The organism is Nonomuraea sp. B19D2 (assembly GCF_040137845.1).
Lineage (GTDB): Bacteria > Actinomycetota > Actinomycetes > Streptosporangiales > Streptosporangiaceae > Nonomuraea.
This window is the reverse complement of the sequence record NZ_JBEFAK010000005.1, coordinates 129661-148047: the sequence shown is the minus strand read 5'-3', so window position 1 is coordinate 148047 and position 18387 is coordinate 129661. Positions and strand designations below refer to the sequence as shown.

Below are 18387 nucleotides of genomic sequence, written 5' to 3'. Positions count from 1 at the left end.
CGTCATCGGGCCAGAGCCCGGCGCTAGGACTCCTTGCGGACGCCGGAGATCGTCAGTGCCAGGCCCGCGATGCCCACCATGACGCTCACGGTGGTCAGTGCGGTGCCCTGGAGCCAGTGGTGGAGCAGGCCGAAGTTGCGGCCGAAGACGTGCTGGGCGACGAGGCCGCCGAAGCCCTGGATCATGAGAACAACGCCGATGAATGCCATGCGTCAATGATCCCGGCCGGAGCCCTCCGATCCATCGGACCAAAGTATCGAGTGAAATACATCCTTGGAACCAGTTCTTAGTAGCATCCTTAGCATTTCCGTTACTCCGATCAGCGGTTGTGTTCGTTTGCAAGTGATTTAACGGCCGCGCCGAATGGCCGTTGCCTTCTGGTTTTACTGGTCAAGTCTCTTTTGAATTGTCGAACTCTGCTGCTTTATCGCAAATCAGGTGATAACGTGCGATTTGTGCAAGTCACCAAACGGGGGAGGAATCATGGCTGGCACTCAGCTCGCACGCATCGACTTCAAGCAGGGTTGGGGCTGTCACCGCCGCCGGCGTTGCTGTCGCCGTAAGTGGTCGGACGGGTGCTGCCGCAGATGGTGGTGGGGGTGCTAGGTGAGGGTGTCGAACACCCGTGAGGGCCGGCGGCACAGCCGCCGGCTCTCATTGACTGTCTCCGGCCGCGAACTCGCACCGGCGATTTCCATTCGCCGGACTTTCCGCGAGTTCTGGCCGGACACCCGCGGTTTGCGGCGGCTGTTCGCGGCCGGTGTCGGGTTCGCCCTGCTGGCCGCGCTCTGCGAGGTCGCCGCCATCCGCCTGTTCGGTCACATCACCGACCAGGTGCTCGCCACCCGGCAACTGGACGAGTTCTGGGTTCCGGCGTCCGCCTGGCTCGGGCTCGCCGCGATCGCCGGGGTGACGTCCTTCGCGGCGACGTACGTCACCGCGCTGGGCGCGGAACGGTTCCTGCTGGCCCTGCGTGACCGGGTGTACGCGCACCTGCAGACGCTGGCGCCGGACTTCTCGGAGAACCGGCGCCTCGGCGACCTGATGGCACGGCTGACCGACGACATCGAGGCCATCGAGGAGCTCGTCGGGTCCGGGCTGGTCAAGGCGCTCACCACCGGCGCCAGCGTGGTGTTCTTCGCCGGGGCGGCCTTCTTCATCCGCTGGGACCTCGCGCTCGTCACGATGGCGCTGATCCCGCTGTTCCTGGTGGTCTCCAAGGTGTTCGCGACCAGGTTCAGGACCGCCGCGGCGCGCGAGCGCCACAGCAACGGGGCCATGAACAGCGTCCTGGAGGAAGGGCTGGCCAACCAGCCACTTGTGCAGGCCTACAACCGGCAGCGGACCGAGTCGCGGCGCCTGCACGGGGAGGGCCGCACGTGGCTGCGCGCCAACATGGCGCAGGCCTGGCTGTCCAGCCTGTACGGCCCCGCCGTCCAGATCATCGAGACCGTCTGCCTGATCGTCATCCTCGGGTTCGGCGCCTGGGAGATCGCCGCCGGCCGGTTGACCCTGGGCGGCCTGCTGGCCTTTGCGGCGTACCTGGCACTGCTGTACCCGGCGGTGCAGGCGCTGGGCGAGCTGGCGCTGACGGTGTCCGAGGCGGCCGCGGGGTCCGACCGGGTCATCGAGATCCTGCGGGCCAGGCCGGCCGTCACCGACGCCGCCGACGCCGTGTCCCTGGGCAGGAGCCGGGGCCTGGTCGAGTTCGACCGGGTCGGGTTCACGTACCCGAGGCGGGGCCGGCAGGTGCTGCGGGACATGACGTTCACCGCCTCGCCCGGCGAGGTCGTCGTCCTGGCCGGGCCCAGCGGGGCCGGCAAGTCCACACTGGTCAAGCTGCTGCTGCGGTTCTACGACCCGGACGCCGGCCGCATCCTGCTGGACGGGGCCGACATCCGGGGTCTGACACGGGAGTCGCTGCGCGAGAACATCACGATCCTGCACCAGGAGACGCTGCTGTTCTCGGGATCGGTACGCGACAACATCACCTACGGGCGGCCTGACGCCTCGCTGGACGAGGTCATCAGGGCGGCGCGGGCGGCCGGCGTGCACGAGTTTGTCAAGGCGCTGCCCCAGGGGTACGACACCCCGGTGGGGCAGCGGGGCCGGCTGCTGTCCGGCGGGCAGCGGCAGCGGATCGCGATCGCCAGGGCCATCCTGCGCGACTCGCCGGTGCTGGTGCTCGACGAGCCCGTGACCGGGCTGGACGAGGCCACGGCCGAGCAGGTCATGCAGCCGCTGTGGCAGCTCATGGCCGGCCGGACCACGCTCCTGATCACCCACGACCTGCGGCACGTGCCGGAGGGCGCGCGCGTGGTGGAGCTGTCGCCCGTGCCCCGGCCCCCGGACCGCATCCGCCTGAAGCGCGTCGCACGTGCCCGGTCGCACCCGCTGACCCACTCCCGTGCCACATGACCGACCCGGCGCGCATGGTGAGAGGGCCGCACCGAGACTCGGTGCGGCCCCCTTTGTTCTACGGGTGATGGGTCAGTCACCGACGCCCACCGCCGCCGCCACCGCCGCCACCGCCGCCGCCACCGCCACCGCCGCCGCCACCGCCGCCGCCACCGCCGCCGCCGCCACCGCGCTTCTTCTTCTTCTTGATCTGACCGCCGCCGCCTCCGCCGCCTCCGCCGCCGCCGCCATCGCGGATACCGCCGCCGCCACCGCCGCCGCCTCCGCCACCGTTGCCGCCGCCTCCGCCGCCGCCTCCGCCGCCGTTACGTCCGCCGCCTCCGCCGCCGCCTCCGCCACCGTTGCCTCCGCCGCCTCCGCCGCCTCCGCCGCCGTTATCGTTGTTGTTGCCGCCGCCTCCGCCGCCTCCGCCGCCGCCGTTACGTCCGCCGCCTCCGCCGCCGCCGCCTCCATTGCCTCCGCCGCCGCCGCCTCCGCCTCCGTTACCGGGATCGATGATGTGCTGGGTCGCGGTGGCAGCCTGAGCCGATGCCGCCGAAGGGACGACAACGGCCTCAGGGGCGACGACAGCCGTGGCCGTCATCGCGCAAGCGGCGAGAAGGGTGCGGGTCTTGCTCATGAGACCACCTCTTGCGATGAACTCCGGGCGATGCCCGGACTCGGAAGGCCGTATCGGTCGCATGCAGACCATCGATATGGCCCGGGGATCACTTTCAAGCTAATTGCGGGGGTGGTCGGAGTCATCCGGCAGAGGCAAAAGTCTCGGCAGCCAGAGATTGCGCTGAAGCGCGTTTCAAGAATGGCTGGAGGGTATTCAACTACGCTCTGCTATGCCCCTGACATGCACGGTCATATTGCGGAACGGTCCTCCCCGCGGGCGGCGGAGTTTTCTGCCGTCTCCCCTGTCTGGCAACCGGTTCTCCCGGTCAAAAGCCGAATGCGGGTAAAGCGGCCCGGCCGTCCCGCGGACGCCGGAGGAAAAGGCGACGTCGAATTATCTGCGCCATTCCGATCTCCAGGCCGGCCCGTCAGGTGATGCGGAGGTAGACCATGCCTCCGCTCTGTGGTGGCGGGCGTGACCTGAGGCACCGGCAACTCTTTACCGTGATGACGGCCGGCCCGCGGCGGGGTCCACCACGGATGTGAACTGACCGGTCGGTCAAGATCTTGTTGTCGGACGCTCACACATCGTCACCTTCGGGGGAGTTTTTCGGCCGATGGCGATGGAAATCCCCATGTCAGAGACATCCTCGGACGCACCCGCCGAGGCCAGTCCCCTCGGGTGTCGCGGCGTCCGGGCCGGCCTGTTCGGAGGTAGCCATGTTCGCCCTCGTCGCCGCTCTGCTGTTCGTGCTCGCGCTCATCTTCGAGATCGCCGGCCTCGCCGTCGGCAGCGTGATCACGGTCACCACGCTCGGCACCGCCGGGCTGCTCTGTGTTGCGCTGCACCTGATGGGTGTGGGCGCGGGGTGGACCCCGCTGAAGAAGTGACACCTGCTCGGGAGCCGCGCGCGGGGCGTCCGCGCGCGGCTTCTTCACGGGTCAGGTCGCCAGCGTGAAGCGGACCTCGCGGGTCGCCGGGTCCGCCTGCGTCAGGCGTACCGTGACCTGCTCTCCCAGGGGGAGCGGGCCGTCGCAGCGGGCGATCACCGCCGGGTCGGAGAGCTGCACCTGTCCGCCCCCGCGCCGCTCGTCCACGTCGATCACCACCACCTCGAACGCCTGCCCGATCCGCTCCCGCAGCAGGAACGCCTCCACCAGGTCCACGCATGCCCGCTCCACCGCCCCGGCCCGCCGACCGGTCGTGGTCATGATGCCGGGCAGGCCCGGGAGTGCCGCACGGATGTCGGACGGCACCGGCTCGCCGGCCGCGACGGCCAGGCACACCTCCGTCGCGTACCGGTCGGCCAGGCGCCGCAGCGGCGCCGTGACGTGCGTGTACGGCGCCGCCACCGCCGCGTGCTCGGCCAGTTTGGGCGGCGCGCCGTCGAAGGCCACATAGCCCGCGCCGCGCAGCAGCACCTTCGACTCGTGCAGGAACGCCGCCTGCTGCGCGTTCTTCGGGTCCAGGTCGTGCACCACGGCGCCGTAGGAGGATCCGTCGGGCCACGGCACGTCCAGCGCACGGGCCACCCTGCGGACCTTCGCCAGGTCGTCGCCGTGCGGCCGGGGCAGCACGCGCAGGATGCCGATCTCGGCGTCGAGCATCATCGCCGCCGCGGCCATGCCGGTCAGCAGCGAGATCTGCGCGTTCCACGCCTCGGCGGGCAGCGGCAGCCGGAACTCCAGCCGGTAGGCGCCGTCGGCGTCGGGGACCACCTCTTGCTCGGGGGTGGGCAGGGTGACGCCGCCGCGTTCGCGCTCGAGGGCCAGCCGGAGGCGGCCGATCTCGGCCAGCAGCCCCAGCACGCCGTCGGCGGTGCCCGTGTCGACGGCCGCCTGCACGTAGGCGTAGTCGAGGCGCTCGCGGCTGCGGACGAGCGCGCGCTGCACGTCGGCGCCGATCGTGCGGCCGTCGGCGTCGAGGTCGATCCGCCACACCGCGGCCGGGCGCAGCGCGCCTGGCAGCAGGCTGGCCGCGTCCTCCGACAGGACCCTGGGGTGCAGCGGCACCTTGCCCGCGGGCAGGTAGACGGTCTCGCCCCTGGCGCGGGCCTCGGCGTCGATGACGCCGCCGGGCCGCACGAACGCGCCGACGTCGGCGATCGCGTACCAGACGCGGTAGCCGCCGCGCAGCCGTTCCAGGTGGACGGCCTGGTCGAGGTCCATCGAGCCGGGCGGGTCGATGGTGACGAACGGAACGTCGGACAGGTCCTTGGCGTCGAGCCGGGGCACTTGCGCCACCCATGCGGCCTCGTTGAGCACGGCGCTGGGGAAGTCGCCCGGCAGGCCGAGCTCCCGCCTGACGCGCTCGAACCCGTCTTCGAGCTTCAGGGGTATCTGATCAGGAACCTGGATCACGCCTGACAACCTACAGGCGAAGGGCGGTCAGGTGAGATGGCCCTCCAGGCCGGTGATCCGCAGCAGCCGCCGCATCGTCGGCGGGACGCCCGCGAGGCGCATCGGCATGCGCTGGCGCACGGCGTGGTTGCGGACCGAGACCAGGGTGCCGATCCCGGCCGCGTCGATGAAGGTGAGCCCGCTCACCTCGACGACGAGCGTGGCTTGCCCGCGCCGGGCGCTCGCCGCCTCTCGCAGCAGTTCGAGCAGGTAGCCGCGCAGTTGCTCGGTGGTGGCGATGTCGAGCTCTCCGGACACGCTGACGGTCAGGGTCCCGTTGCGGTGGCTGGTGGTCAGGTGAAGTGGCTCCATTGAGGCTCCGCGCTCTGTCAGGGCCGGGAACCTCCTGCCGGTTGCGCGGGCCAGCCCTTGCCTTGGGCACCAGATGCCATGACTCGTCACTCAGTGCGACGGTGGTTGACTCTCAGTGTACATGTCCGGTCAGGCGTGAACGGTGATGCAGGAGGACAAGAGGAATCCTCAGGAAAACAATTGTGGTCACCTAGATGTAGAAACATCACGCCATCAGCGGGGTTCCAGTCCGCGAAGGATGAGATCGCACAATGCGGCGAAGGCATCCTCGATGTCCGGCAGGCTCCAGTCGGCGGCGTGCGCCGGGTTGTGGAAGCGGACGGAGGCGTCGAAGACGGCGCGGGCCGCGGCGGCCGGGTCGGGCGCGGCGAACTCGCCCCGCGCGACGCCGGCCTCGACGATCTGCCGGATCTGGCCGACCAGGTCGGCGATGTGCCGGTCGATGACCTTGCTGGACTCGCTCACCAGCACCGTGTACGTGGCGAACAGCTCGGGGTCGCCGAGCGCCTTCTTGCGCTTGGCGCGGAACAGGGCGCCCAGCCATTCGCGCAGCCGTACGGGGGCCGGGGCGTCGGAGGCCAGGACGATGCCCAGCTCGGCGTGCGACTCCTCCAGCCAGCGCTGGGTGACGGCCTCGCGCAGGGCCGTCTTGCTGGGGAAGTGCCGGTAGACGCTGCCGTGGCTGACGCCGAGCGCCCGTGCGACGTCGACGACCGTCGCCTTGGCGGGACCGTAGCGGCGCAGGACGTCTTGGGCCGCCGTGAGGATCTGTTCCGCCGTCAGGATGCCGTCTGTCACCTTTCCAATTCTGTCAGGCGAATGGCTATGCGTGATGCTGCGGATCTTATGCGGATAAATGCCACTTAATCGGGGTCGGTGACACTACGCTGCTACCGCTGTCAGGTACGAGGGGAAAGCAAACAACATCGTGTGGATCGCAGTCGCAGTGCTGGCCGCCGTCGTGGTGGGCGTGGTGGTCTGGTGGCTCCGCCGTGACCCGGTCGGCGGGGGCGCCGACGACACGTTCGAGATGGACGTGGACCTCGGTATCCCGGCCGAGGCCGAGCCCGCGTTCATGGAGGGCCTGCGGGCCTACCCGCTGCGGGCAGGGGTGTGGCGCGGGGTGCTCATGACGTACGAGCCGCCCCGGCTGATCTCCCTGCACCTGCTCGCCGACGCCTTCGCGGCCAGCGGGGACGCGGCCCTGCACGATCCGCAGGGCGCGGTCACCACCCTGGTCGCCCAGCTCGCGGCGGTGGAGCGGCCCGGGGTGCTGCACCTGCGCCAGGACTGGCTGGACGGCGAGGTGGACGGCATGGACCGGGCCCGCTTCGCCGAGGCGGTGCGCGAGGTCGTCTGCCCCGAGGGCGCCTGGTCCGCCGACGAGGCGGTTGGAGCGTTGCAGGTCGCCACCGGCGAGGCCAACACCATGATGCTGGACCTGGCCAGGCTGCTCGACCGCTACCGGGAGGCCCGCGAGAAGCAGCCGGACGCCACGGCGGAGGCGCTGCTGCGGGACGTCGCGCCGCGCCTGATCGCCGCCGGCGGTCCCGGGCTCACGTGGACGAAACCGCCCACGCAGAACGACCTGCGCGTCGTCCTGGGCGGCGCGCACGAGCTCGGTTGACCTCCGGCTACGGCAAGCCGCCATACGCCCCTCCAGAGGGGCGGGCCCCGTGATCAGGGCAAGTGCCTCATTCCTGTAGGTTCGCGTCGTATCGACCAGCGTTTGCTGAGTGAGGAGCCTGACTTGACACCCCTCATCCTTTCCGCCGCAGGCAGTGCCCTCGTCCTCGACGGGTCGGGGCTGCCGCAGGTGCGCCACTTCGGCGCCGACCTCGGGCCCGCCGCCGGGTCCGACCTGTTGCCCGCGCTCGCGTCCCTGACCCCGGCGCTGCCGCTGCTGCCCGCCCAGGGAGACAGCTGGTACGGCCGGCCGGGCCTGTCGGGAGGCCGGGCAGGCGAGCACTGGCCGGTGCGGTGGACGCTGGACCGGCTCGACGTGGACGCCACGCCCGGCCGGGGAGGCACGGTGACCGTCGTGGCCTCCGACGCCAGGGCGGGGCTGGAGCTCGTGAGCGAGCTGGCCATGGACGCCGGCGGGCTGGTGACGTTGCGGCACACGGTCACGAACACCGCCGCGACGCCGTACCGGCTGGAGGGGTTGACCTGCGCCCTGCCGGTGCCGGCGCGCGCCGGCGAGCTGCTGGACTTCACCGGGCGGTGGGCGCTGGAGAAGGTGCCCCAGCGCACGGCGTTCGCCCAGGGCGTGTGGTCCAGGGAGAACCGGCGCGGACGGACCGGGCACGACGGCACGGGGCTGCTGGTGGCCGGGACCGCCGGGTTCGGGTTCGGCAGCGGTGAAGTATGGGCGGTGCACGCGGGCTGGAGCGGCAACCACATCCACTACGCCGAGCGGGTGCCCGAGGGCCCGGCGCTGCTGGCGGCGGGCGAGCTGCTCGAGCCCGGCGAGATCGTGCTGGACGAGGGGGAGAGCTACCGCACGCCGCTGGTGTACTTCACCTGGTCGGGCAGCGGCCTGGACGAGGCGAGCGCCCGGCTCCACGACCACCTGCGCGCCGCCCGGCCGCTGCCGGTCCGGCCCGTCACGCTGAACAACTGGGAGGCCACCTACTTCGACCACGGCCTCGACCGGCTGCTGGAGCTGGCGGACAAGGCCGCGGCGGCCGGCATCGAGCGGTTCGTGCTCGACGACGGCTGGTTCCGCCACCGCCGCGACGACCGGGCCGGGCTCGGCGACTGGTACGTCGATGAGGGCGTGTGGCCGAACGGCCTGCACCCGCTGGCCGAGCACGTGCGCAAGCTCGGCATGCAGTTCGGGCTGTGGTTCGAGCCCGAGATGGTCAACCCGGACTCCGACCTGCTGCGCGCGCACCCCGACTGGGTCCTCGGCCAGGCTGGGCGCATGCCGCCGCCGCAGCGCAACCAGCAGGTGCTCGACCTGGCCAAGCCCGAGGCGTACGACTATCTGCTCGAGCGCCTGGACAGCCTGGTCGGCGAGTACGAGCTCGACTACATCAAGTGGGACCACAACCGCGACATCGCCGAGCCCGTGCACGACGGCGTGCCTGGAGTGCACGCGCAGACGCTGGCCGCGTACCGGCTGCTGGACGAGCTGCGCGCCCGCCACCCCAAGCTGGAGATCGAGTCCTGCTCGTCGGGCGGCGCGCGCATCGACTACGGGGTGCTCGCCCGCACCGACCGGGTGTGGACGTCCGACTCCAACGACGCGCTCGACCGGCAGGCGATCCAGCGCTGGACCGGGCTGCTCGTGCCGCCGGAGCGGATGGGCAGCCACGTCGGCGCCCCGCAGGACCACTGCACGGGGCGCTCGCTGCCGCTGGCCTTCCGCGCCGCGACCGCGCTGTTCGGGCACATGGGCGTGGAGTGGGACCTGACCTCGGCGAGCGAGGCGGAGCTGGAGGAGCTGGCCGAGTGGATCGCGCTGCACAAGCGGCTGCGCCCGGTGCTGCACTCGGGGCGCGTGGTGCGGGCCGACCACCCCGACCCGACGGCGCTGCTGCACGGGGTGGTGCTGCCCGAGCGCGGGGTGTTCGCGTTCGTCCAGCTCACCTCGAGGGTCTCCATCGGCCCCGCGCCGCTGCGCCTGCCGGGGCTCGACCCGGCCGGCACGTACGAGGTGCGCGTCGCCGTGCCCAAGACCCCCGCGTCGAACATGCCGCAGTGGACGACACCGCAGTGGATGGCCGGCCCGGTGCGGCTGTCCGGCGCGGTCCTGGGCGAGCTGGGACTGCCCGCCCCGGCTCTGCGGCCCGCCACGGCGCTCGTCATCGAGGTCGAGAAGGTCTGAAGCCGGGTCACGTAAGGGTCATGCGGTGAAGGCGGTTTAATGCCGCCGCAACCGCGCCGTTCGTGCTCGGGTAACAAGCCGCGGACACACTGGGCGGCATGAGCGATGCACCCAAGGAGTTGGACGGAAACCGGCGCTCCTGGCGGCGGGAGATCGCCGAGCTGGCCGCGCTGTTCCTCGCGGTCGGCCTGGCGCACCTGCTCGCGACCCTGCTCGGCCACCACGAACCGGGTCCGGTCGTGCTGGTCGGGCTGGGGGCGGCGTTGATCGCCGGAGCCGCGCTGCACAGGCGGCTGAGCCGCAGGACGGTACGGAAGCCTGCCCCGCTGCCCGTGGAGGGCGGCGCGGGCTCGCCCATGGTGCTGTGGCGCATCCGCATGCGGGTGGTGGAGCGGCCGGGCCGGCTCGCCACCGTGGCGGGAGCGTTCGGGCGGCTGGGCTGCAACATCCTGGCGCTGCACATCGCGCCGACCGGCAGCAGCGCCATCACGCCCGCCGGGTGTGACGCGCTGGACGAGTTCGTCATCGAGGCGCCGCCGGGGCTGGCGCTCGACGCGCTGGCCGGGGCGCTGACCGAGGCGGGCGGGCACGACGTGGTGATCGTGCCCGCCCAGGTCAAGGACCTCACCGATCCCGGCGTGCAGGCCCTCGTCCTGGCGCAGCGGGTGAGCGCGGATCCGGACCGGTTGCCTGAGGCGATGGCGGAGCTGCTGCGGGTGTCGCAGGTCGAGTGGCGGCGGCCCGGCGACACGGTGGACGAGGGGGCCGAGCTCAACACCACCATGGTGATCTCCGTCAACCCGGACCGCGCCCTGCTGATCCGGCGGCCGGAACTGCCGTTCACGCCGACCGAGGCCGCCCGCGCCGCCGCTCTCACGGCCGCCGTCCGCCAGGCCCGCTACAGCGCCTCTGAGTGAGCGCGTGCCGCCGTGCGCAACCCGGGAGGCGGTGACGGTGTTCGGGGCCCGCGGCCGGAGCGGCGCCCGCACCGCCGCTCGCCTCCATCACGGCCGATGGGTCACGTGGTCGCCTCCTTGGCCCAGCGTTCCAGGCCGCTCGCGTCGATGGGCAGGGCGTCGGAAAGGATCTCCGTGCCGGACGCGGTGACCAGCAGGTCGTCCTCGATCCGCACGCCGAGCCCGCGCAGCTCCGGCGGGACCGTGCGGTCGTGGGCGTGGAAGTACAGCCCGGGCTCGACGGTGAGCACCATTCCGGGCTCCATGACGGCCCCCTGGTACGCCTCGGGGCGGGACTGGGCGCAGTCGTGCACGTCCAGGCCCAGGTGGTGGCCGATGCCGCAGATCAGGTAGCGGCGGTGGTGCTGGCCGTGGTCCGACAGGGCCTCGTCCACCGAGACCGGCAGCAGCCCCCAGTCGTCCAGCCCGCGCGCGATGACCTCCATGGCCGCGTGGTGGAAGTCGGTGAAGCGGCGGCCGGGGCCGACCTGCGCCATGCCCGCCCGGTGCGCCTTCTCCACCAGGTCGTGCACCTGCCGCTGGGCCGGGGAGAAGGCGCCCGAGACGGGGAAGGTCCGGGTGACGTCAGCGGTGTAGTGGCTGCGTACCTCCACGCCCATGTCGAGCAGCAGCAGGTCGCCGGGCAGGACGGGGCCGTCGCAGCGCACCCAGTGCAGCGTGGGGGCGTGCGGGCCGCTGCCGACGATGGTGGGGTAGCCGGGGCCGTTGCCGTACGCCCTGGCGTAACGGTCGAATGTGCCCTGCAGCCACCGCTCGCCCGCCCCCTCGACGGCCGCCGGGACCTCGGCCAGCACCGCCGCGAAGCCCTCGACCGTCCGGTCCACGGCCTCGCGGAGCCGGCCGATCTCCCACTCGTCCTTGATCATGCGGAGCTCGGCCAGCACGCGTGGAAGGTCGTCCTGCGGCTCGGGGGAGTCCGTGAAGTCGCTCAGCGGCCGCACGTCGACGCCCAGCGCCGCCGACCACTCGGCGAGGGACGGGGACGGGCCCACCCACAGCTCCCCGTACGCCGCGTCGGCGAAGAAGCCGGTCTCGCCGGGGCGGGCGGGCGGCGGCAGGTAGAGGGTGGCGGCGCCGTCGGCGATCACGGCCACGGCGTTCTCCACGGCGCAGCCGGTGAGCCAGTAGAAGTCGCTGTCCACGCGGAAGTCGTAGGCGGTGTCGTTGCTGCGTACGGGTGCCCGGCCCGCCTTCACCACCACGGTCCTGCCGGGCAGCGCGGCGGCCAGCCGCTCCCGGTGGGCGGCGGCGGCCTCGGCCGCGCCGGGCACCAGCGCCGGGGTGCGGGCGGGGGCGTCCCAGCCCTGGGAGATGTAGTCGACGAATGCGGGGATCTCGGTCAGTTTGGGGGGCTTGCCGTCACTCACCGGTGATTCCTCCTCCTATGTCGCGCACGAGGCCGGTCAGCCGGGCGAAGACCCGTTCCTCGCCGATGCCGTCGTGCTCGTACTCGTTGGTGACCCAGGCCTGCGTGTTGCCGACCCGGGAGGCGGTGTCCAGTTGCAGGCCGGAGTCGACGTACATGTCGTCGAAGTAGACGGCCGCCGCCACCGGCACCTCGTTGGCCGCCAGACGGTCCAGGTCGTACAGCACGGGCCAGTCGGTGCGCGCGGCGAGGAGCTCGACGGCGGGGCGGAAGGGGCGCAGCGCGCGGATCTCCTCGAACATCCAGGGATAGATCATCTCGCCGGTGAACAGCAGCGGCCTGGCGTCCTCGGCGAAGGCGGGGTGCCGGGCGCGCTCCTCCTGCGCCGCCCAGGCCGTCGCGCCGGGCCCGGACCCGTAGATGCTCTCCTGCAGCGCGGCGAACAGCGGGTTGTCGGCGTAGGAGGAGCGGGCCAGCACCTGGTGGAGGAACGTCTCGGGCAGCTCGGCGGATTCGTCGAGCAGCCAGTGCATGCGCTCGTAGCCCGGCTTCATGCCGAAGTCGATCCCCAGCGACTGCAGCCGCCGTACGGTCAGCACGTCGCCGTCGGGCAGCAGCACGTCGCCGTAGGCCAGCCGGTCGGCCAGGCGGGCCACGGTCTCCACGTGGTGCGGGTAGCGGCGGTAGAACTCGGCGTTCTTGGCCGCGACCCGCGGATAAGTGCGCCGGTAGACCTCGGCTGCGTCGGGGTCCAGGGAGGGCAGTCCGCCCGCCACGTAGCAGGCGCTCAGGCCCTCGGGCGCCTTCGACAGGTACGTCAGCGTCAGGAAGCCGCCGTAGCTCTGCCCGAGCGTCGACCAGCGCCGGCCGCCGAAGACGGTCTTGCGCAGGTGCTCGGCGTCGGCCACGATCGAGTCCGCGCGGAAGCGGGCCAGGTAGTCGGCGCCCTCCTGCGGGTCGAGCGCGCTCATCACCCGCCCGTCGATCCGCGAGCTGCGGCCCGTGCCCCGCTGGTCGAGCAGGATCACCCGGTACGTCTCCAGCGCCTTGCCGAGCCAGCCCGACGTGCCGACCGGCCGCGGCCCCTTGCCGCCGGGGCCGCCCTGCAGGTAGAGCAGGCACGGCAGGTCGTCGCCGTCCCGCGTGGGATCCACCAGCTCCCTGGCGAACACCCTGATCGTGGCCTCGGGGTCGGACCAGTCGAGCGGCACCTCCACGACGTGGTCGCGTACCCGCATCCCGGGAATCGTGTAGGTCGCGGTGATCACAGCCTCTCCCTCCTGCGGCGGTCCCACTCCGGGTTGATGCGGGGGATGGCCGCCAGCAGCGTCCGCGTGTACTCGTGCTGGGGATCGCCGAACACCTGCTCGGTGTCCCCCAGCTCGACGATCTTCCCCTTGCTCATCACCGCGACCCGCTGGGCGATCTGCCGGACGACGGCCAGGTCGTGGGCGATGAACACGTAGCTGAAGCCGCTCTCGCGCTGCAGCCGCCGCAGCAGCTCCAGCACCTGCGCCTGCACCGACACGTCCAGCGCCGAGACGGCCTCGTCGCAGATCACCAGCTTGGGGTTGACGGCCAGCGCGCGGGCGATGCCGATGCGCTGCGCCTGCCCGCCGGAGAACTGCCCGGGGTAGCGCAGGGAGTGGTCGGGGTTCAGCCCGACGCGCTCCATGAGCTCCTTGGCGTGCGCCCGCCGGCTGCCGTTGGGCGCGATGCCCTGGTAGACCAGCGGCGCCATCAGGATCCGCTCCACCGTGTGGCGGGGGTTGAGCGAGGAGAACGGGTCCTGGAAGACGACCTGGACGTTGGCGCGGAAGCGGGCCAGATCGGCCCCCTTGGCGCGGGTGACGTCCGCGCCGTCGAACTCCAGCGTGCCCTCGCTCGGGTCCATCAGCTTGGCGATCATGCGGGCGGTCGTCGACTTGCCGCTGCCGGACTCGCCGACCACCGCCAGCGTCTCGCCGAGGCGTACGTCGAAGCTGACCTGGTCGACCGCCGTGAACTCGGCCTTCGCGCCCAGCGGCCCACGCGAGACGAACCGCTTGGTCAGGTCCTTGGCCCGCAGCAGCGTCATGCGATCACCTCATCGTCGATGCGCGGAATGCTCTCCAGCAGCATCCGGGTGTAGTCGTGGGCCGGCTCGGCGAACACCTGCTCGGCCGTGCCGTACTCGACCGGCTCGCCCTGGCGCATCACCAGGACGCGGGTGGCGATCGAGCTGATCACGGCCAGGTCGTGCGTGATGAACACCATGCCCATGCCGCTCTCCTGCCGCAGGCCGGCCAGCAGCTTCAGGATCTGTGCCTGCACGGTCACGTCCAGCGCCGTGGTCGGCTCGTCGGCGATCAGCAGCGCGGGGGAGCAGACCAGAGCCATGGCGATCATGATGCGCTGCCGCTGCCCGCCGGAGAACTGGTGCGGGTAGTGGTCCACCCGCCGCTCCGCGTCCGGCAGGCCCACCTGTTCGAGCGCCTCGATCGCGATCTTCCTGGCCGCCTTCCTGGAGCCGCCGCGGTGGGCGCGGTACATCTCCTCGATCTGCAGGCCGACCGTGTAGTACGGGTTCAGGGACGACAGCGGGTCCTGGAAGATCATCGACATCCGTTCGCCGCGCAGCCGCCGCAGGTCCCGATCGGGGCGGCCGAGCAGTTCCTCGCCGGCCAGCCGGATGCTCCCGCTGGTGCGGGCGCCCTTGGGCAGCAGCCCCATGACCGCCAGGCTGGTCATGGACTTGCCAGAGCCCGACTCGCCGACGATGCCGACAGTCTCGTCACCTCCGACCGTGAAGGACACGCCTTTGACCACGTCCACCGGGCCGCGCGTGGTCGGGAAGGTGACGGTGAGGTCCTCCACGACAAGCAGTTCGCTCATTTCGCCGTGATCCTCACTCTCGGGTCCAGCCTCGTGTAGACGAGGTCCACCACCAGGTTCCCGACCACCACGAAGAACGCCGCCAGCAGCGTCACCGCCATGATCACCGGCTGGTCGTTCTTGGCGATGGAGTCGGCGGCCATCTTGCCGACCCCGTTCAGCCCGAAGACCGTCTCGGTGATCAGCGCGCCGCCCAGCAGCGCCGCGAAGTCCATGCCGAAGATCGTGGCGATCGGCGTCAGCGCCGGGCGCAGGGCGTGCCTGCGCATGGTCAGCGCCGGGCTCAGCCCCTTGGACCTGGCCGTGCGCATGAAGTTCTCGGCCAGCGTGTCGATCACGTTCGCCCTGGTCAGCCGCGCGTACAGGCAGGCGTAGACGGTGGCCAGCACGACCCATGGCATCAGGTACGACTGGAACCACACCACCGGATCGTCGCCGAACGCCACCGCCTGGGGGAACGGCAGCACCTGCAACTGCACCACCAGAACGTACTGCAGCGCCAGCGCCAGCACGTAGTTGGGGATGCTGGAGCCGCCCAGCGCCAGCCCCATGGCCGCGCGGTCCCACCAGGTGCCCTCCTTGACCGCGCTGAGCAGGCCCGCGACGATCCCGATGAGCAGCCACAGCACCGCGGCACCGACCGCGACCGTGGCGCTGACCGGCAGCCGCTCCACCACCATGTCCCACACGGACTGGTTGGTCTGGAAGCTGTAGCCCAGGCACGGGGCCGCGCAGTGCACCAGGTTCGCGCCCTCGCCGTAGTCGCGCCCGGCGAAGATCCCGACGAGGAAGGTGAAGAACTGCGTCAGGAACGGCTTGTCCAGCCCCAGCACGGCGCGGATCTGGTCGATCCGCTCGGGCGTGCACGTCTTCCCGCAGATCATCACCGCCGGGTCGGGCGAGAGCGTGAAGAAGATGATGAACGTGAACAGGCACACCAGGAAGAGGATCAGCACCACCCCGGCGAGCCGTCCGGCCAGGTAACGCGCCATCAGGAGGCCTCCCCGGCGTCGAGGGCGGCCCGCAGCCGGTCGCCGAGCACCGTCAGCGACAGCACCGTGAGGAACAGGAACGCGCCGGGGATCGCGAAGTACATCGGATCGACGGCGTACCAGCCGACCGAGCCGGCGATCATCTGACCCCACGACGGCGTCGGCGGCGTCACGCCGACGCCGAGGAACGACAGCCCCGCTTCGGTGCCGACGTAGCCGGGCACGGCCAGGGTGGTCATCACGATCAGCGAGCTGCGCAGGTTCGGCAGGATCTCCTTGAACACCAGCGCGCCCGTGGAGGCGCCCGATGCGCGGGCGGCCTCCACGAACTCCCTGTTCACCAGCGTCATCGTCTGCCCGCGCACCACCCGCGCCAGGTACGGCCAGCCGAACACGCTGATCACCACGACCAGCAGCACCGACCGGTTCCCCTGCGGCAGCGACGACAGGATCGCGATCATGAAGATGAGCGCAGGGAAGGCCATGAGGAAGTCCATGACCCGGCAGATCGCCTGGTCCACCCAGCCCTGGTAGAACCCGGCCAGCATGCCGAGCACCACGCCCAGCAGGGTCGTCAGCGCCGTGGCGGCGGCCGCGATCAGCAGTGAGACGCGCGCGCCGTAGGCGATGCGGGCCAGGATGTCGCGGCCGTTCTGCGGCTCGACGCCCAGCAGGTGGTCGGCGCTGATGCCGCCGAGCGACCCGTGCGGCACCCCGCCCAGGTCGGTGTTGACGGCGGCGGTGTCGAAGTCGTTGGGCCCGTGGCCGGTGATCGCGCTGATCAGCGGCGCGCAGATCGCCATCAGCACGATCAGCGTGAGGAACGCGGTGCTCAGCACCGCGCCCCGATCACGCAGCAGCGCGTCCGCGACCCGCCGGCCCGACGTGGCAGGGGAAAGAGCTGCGACGGTCATCTACTTCGACGGCTTCGCCAGTCCGACGGAGATCAGGTCGATGCCGCCGGAGAACGAGTTGGACTGGTAGGCGCCCGCGATGTTCGAGCCGACGAGGAGGATGAGCTTCTCGTACGCCAGCGGCACCACCGGCGCCAGCTTCATGATCTCCTTGTCCAGCTCGCCGTAGGCCGCGTTGGCCTGGTTGACGTCCGTCATCGCGGCGATCTCGTCGATCCGCTTGTTGATGCCCTTGTCGTTGATCTGCGCGAGGTTCGAGTTGCCCTTGGCCGTGATGTTGCGGCCGTCGAACAGCGGGGGCAGGAACGTCGCGCCGGAGGCCCAGTCGGGGCACCAGCCGGTGACGGCGGCGTCGTGCTGCTGCGCCGGCGTGCCGATGACCTCGTAGAACGTCGAGGTGTCGATGTTGTTGATCTTGACGTCGATCTTCACCTGCTTGAGCGCGTCCTGGATCGCCACCGCCACCGCCGCCATCTTCGGGTCCGGGCGGGTGTCGAGCGTCAGGGAGAACCCGTCCGCCAGCCCGGCCTCGGCCAGCAGCTTCTTGGCCTCCTCGGGGTTGTGCGGGTACAAGTCGTAGTCAACTCGGCCCGCGATCGTCGGCGGCTGGATCGACGTGCCCTTGGCGGCCAGGGCGCCGCCGCCCATCCCGGCGACCACGGTGTCCTTGTTGATCGCGTAGTTGATCGCCTGGCGCACCCGCACGTCGTCCAGGGGCTTCTTGGTGGTGTTCAGGCCCATGTACGTGGTGCAGCCGTTGAGCCCGGACAGCGTGCGCTGCTTGATCTGCGGCTGCTGCACCCGCGCCACGGTCGCCGCCTGGATCGACGGGCCGAGGGCGTCGGTGTCGGTGCCCTGCCCGGCCAGCATGCGCTCGTCGATCGTGGCCGGGTCCAGGCCGAACGTCCACTCGAACGCGTCCGGCTTGGCCGCCCGCACGCTGTCGGTCTCACGCTTCCACTGCGGGTTGCGTACCAGCTTCAGCGAGGCGCCGCGCTGGTAGCTCGCCACTTTGTACGGCCCGCTCGCGATCGGCTTGGTGTCGAACGCCGCGCCCGCCCCCGTGCCCTTGGGGAAGGGCGTGAAGTTGACCATCGCCAGCGCGCTCGGGAAGTCGGCGTAGGGCTTCTTCAGGTGGAAGACGACCGTCTTGTCGTCGGGCGTCTCGATGGTCTTCAGATCGCCGTCCAGGTACGGGCCCTTGTAGTCCTTCGGCGCGTCCAGCAGCAGTTTCCCGTACGGCGAGCCGATCCCGGCCTCCGGGTCGAACGTGCGGGAGAAGCCGAACTTCACGGCCTCGCTGTTGATCGGCGTGCCGTCCTCGAAGAACAGGTTGTCCTTCAGTTTGAACGTCCAGGTCTTGCCGCCGTCGGACGGGGTGCCCGTGTCGGTGGCCAGGTCGGGCACGACCTTCGTGCCCTCGGCGCCCGGACCCGCGCCGAACATCGTCAGCCCCCGGTAGATGAGCCGGTAGAAGTTGTTGACGCCGCCGTCCCAGCCGCGTACCGGATCCAGGTGGGAGAAGTCCGCCTTGGCCAGGATGCGCACGGTGCCGCCGGTCGCGGCGGGCGCGTCCGGCCCGCTCGAGGTGCCCGTGCCCGTGCCGGCGCCCGCCGTGCCGCCGCCCCCGCCACATGCGGTGAGCGCCAGCACGGCGGTCATGGTGACGCTCGCGAGCGCCGCAGATCTCCTCATGTTGCCT

The 18387-nt window shown here is 71.1% G+C and carries 17 protein-coding genes; 5 read left to right on the top strand and 12 right to left on the bottom strand.

All coding sequences use genetic code 11. The features are described 5' to 3' along the window. Positions 1 to 23: 23 nt before the first annotated feature. Positions 24 to 209: a hypothetical protein gene (locus ABN273_RS11935; RefSeq protein ID WP_349448777.1), complete on the bottom strand. Its 186-nt coding sequence runs from the start codon at positions 207 to 209 to the stop codon at positions 24 to 26. Between the two features lie 403 nt (positions 210 to 612). Here ABN273_RS11935 and ABN273_RS11930 point away from each other — a divergent pair, with 403 nt between their 5' ends. Further along, positions 613 to 2418, top strand: a complete 1806-nt coding sequence (locus ABN273_RS11930; RefSeq protein ID WP_349448776.1) for an ABC transporter ATP-binding protein — start codon at positions 613 to 615, stop codon at positions 2416 to 2418. A gap of 72 nt (positions 2419 to 2490) precedes the next feature. Here the strand turns inward: ABN273_RS11930 and ABN273_RS11925 are convergent, their stop codons facing one another. Beyond that, positions 2491 to 2871: a hypothetical protein gene (locus ABN273_RS11925; protein WP_349448775.1), complete on the bottom strand. Its 381-nt coding sequence runs from the start codon at positions 2869 to 2871 to the stop codon at positions 2491 to 2493. An 867-nt stretch (positions 2872 to 3738) separates the two neighbouring features. Between ABN273_RS11925 and ABN273_RS11920 the strand changes: the two genes are divergently transcribed. Beyond that, a complete protein-coding gene (locus ABN273_RS11920; protein WP_349448774.1) occupies positions 3739 to 3909 on the top strand; it encodes a hypothetical protein in 171 nt (56 codons plus the stop codon). Positions 3910 to 3960: 51 nt separating this feature from the next. Here the strand turns inward: ABN273_RS11920 and ABN273_RS11915 are convergent, their stop codons facing one another. From ABN273_RS11915 to ABN273_RS11905, 3 genes are all read right to left on the bottom strand, one after another. Further along, positions 3961 to 5379, bottom strand: coding sequence for an RNB domain-containing ribonuclease (locus ABN273_RS11915; RefSeq protein WP_349448773.1), 1419 nt, complete (start codon positions 5377 to 5379; stop codon positions 3961 to 3963). 27 nt (positions 5380 to 5406) lie between these two features. Continuing rightward, positions 5407 to 5730, bottom strand: a complete 324-nt coding sequence (locus ABN273_RS11910) for an STAS domain-containing protein (protein ID WP_349448772.1) — start codon at positions 5728 to 5730, stop codon at positions 5407 to 5409. A gap of 213 nt (positions 5731 to 5943) precedes the next feature. Then, entirely contained in the window at positions 5944 to 6528 is a 585-nt protein-coding gene (locus tag ABN273_RS11905) for a TetR/AcrR family transcriptional regulator (protein WP_349448771.1), read from the bottom strand. Between the two features lie 130 nt (positions 6529 to 6658). On the opposite strand from ABN273_RS11905, the gene ABN273_RS11900 reads away from it, so the two are divergent. The 3 genes from ABN273_RS11900 to ABN273_RS11890 all read left to right on the top strand — a co-directional run bounded on the left by ABN273_RS11900 (position 6659) and on the right by ABN273_RS11890 (position 10479). Then, positions 6659 to 7357 carry a hypothetical protein gene (locus tag ABN273_RS11900; RefSeq protein WP_349448770.1) on the top strand — a complete coding sequence of 233 codons (699 nt, stop codon included), beginning with the start codon at positions 6659 to 6661 and terminating at the stop codon, positions 7355 to 7357. Positions 7358 to 7480: 123 nt separating this feature from the next. Then, on the top strand, positions 7481 to 9562 hold the full coding sequence (locus ABN273_RS11895) for an alpha-galactosidase (protein WP_349448769.1): 2082 nt from the start codon (positions 7481 to 7483) through the stop codon (positions 9560 to 9562). Positions 9563 to 9660: 98 nt separating this feature from the next. Beyond that, entirely contained in the window at positions 9661 to 10479 is an 819-nt protein-coding gene (locus ABN273_RS11890) for an ACT domain-containing protein (protein ID WP_349448768.1), read from the top strand. Positions 10480 to 10580: 101 nt separating this feature from the next. On the opposite strand, the gene ABN273_RS11885 is transcribed toward ABN273_RS11890, so the two are convergent. From ABN273_RS11885 to ABN273_RS11855, 7 genes are read right to left on the bottom strand one after another with little or no spacing between them, the layout of a single operon-like run. Then, on the bottom strand, positions 10581 to 11906 hold the full coding sequence (locus ABN273_RS11885) for an aminopeptidase P family protein (protein WP_349448767.1): 1326 nt from the start codon (positions 11904 to 11906) through the stop codon (positions 10581 to 10583). Beyond that, a complete protein-coding gene (locus ABN273_RS11880) occupies positions 11899 to 13173 on the bottom strand; it encodes an alpha/beta fold hydrolase (protein ID WP_349448766.1) in 1275 nt (424 codons plus the stop codon). The genes ABN273_RS11885 and ABN273_RS11880 overlap by 8 nt, the downstream gene beginning before the upstream one ends. After that, positions 13170 to 13982, bottom strand: coding sequence for an ATP-binding cassette domain-containing protein (locus ABN273_RS11875; protein WP_349448765.1), 813 nt, complete (start codon positions 13980 to 13982; stop codon positions 13170 to 13172). The genes ABN273_RS11880 and ABN273_RS11875 overlap by 4 nt, the downstream gene beginning before the upstream one ends. Further along, a complete protein-coding gene (locus ABN273_RS11870) occupies positions 13979 to 14779 on the bottom strand; it encodes an ABC transporter ATP-binding protein (protein ID WP_349448764.1) in 801 nt (266 codons plus the stop codon). The genes ABN273_RS11875 and ABN273_RS11870 overlap by 4 nt, the downstream gene beginning before the upstream one ends. Further along, a complete protein-coding gene (locus ABN273_RS11865; protein WP_349448763.1) occupies positions 14776 to 15771 on the bottom strand; it encodes an ABC transporter permease in 996 nt (331 codons plus the stop codon). Before ABN273_RS11865 ends, ABN273_RS11870 begins: the two co-directional genes overlap by 4 nt. Then, positions 15771 to 16685, bottom strand: coding sequence for an ABC transporter permease (locus tag ABN273_RS11860; protein ID WP_349448762.1), 915 nt, complete (start codon positions 16683 to 16685; stop codon positions 15771 to 15773). The genes ABN273_RS11865 and ABN273_RS11860 overlap by 1 nt, the downstream gene beginning before the upstream one ends. Next, on the bottom strand, positions 16686 to 18380 hold the full coding sequence (locus tag ABN273_RS11855) for an ABC transporter substrate-binding protein (RefSeq protein WP_349448761.1): 1695 nt from the start codon (positions 18378 to 18380) through the stop codon (positions 16686 to 16688). It lies immediately after the preceding gene. Positions 18381 to 18387 lie beyond the last annotated feature (7 nt).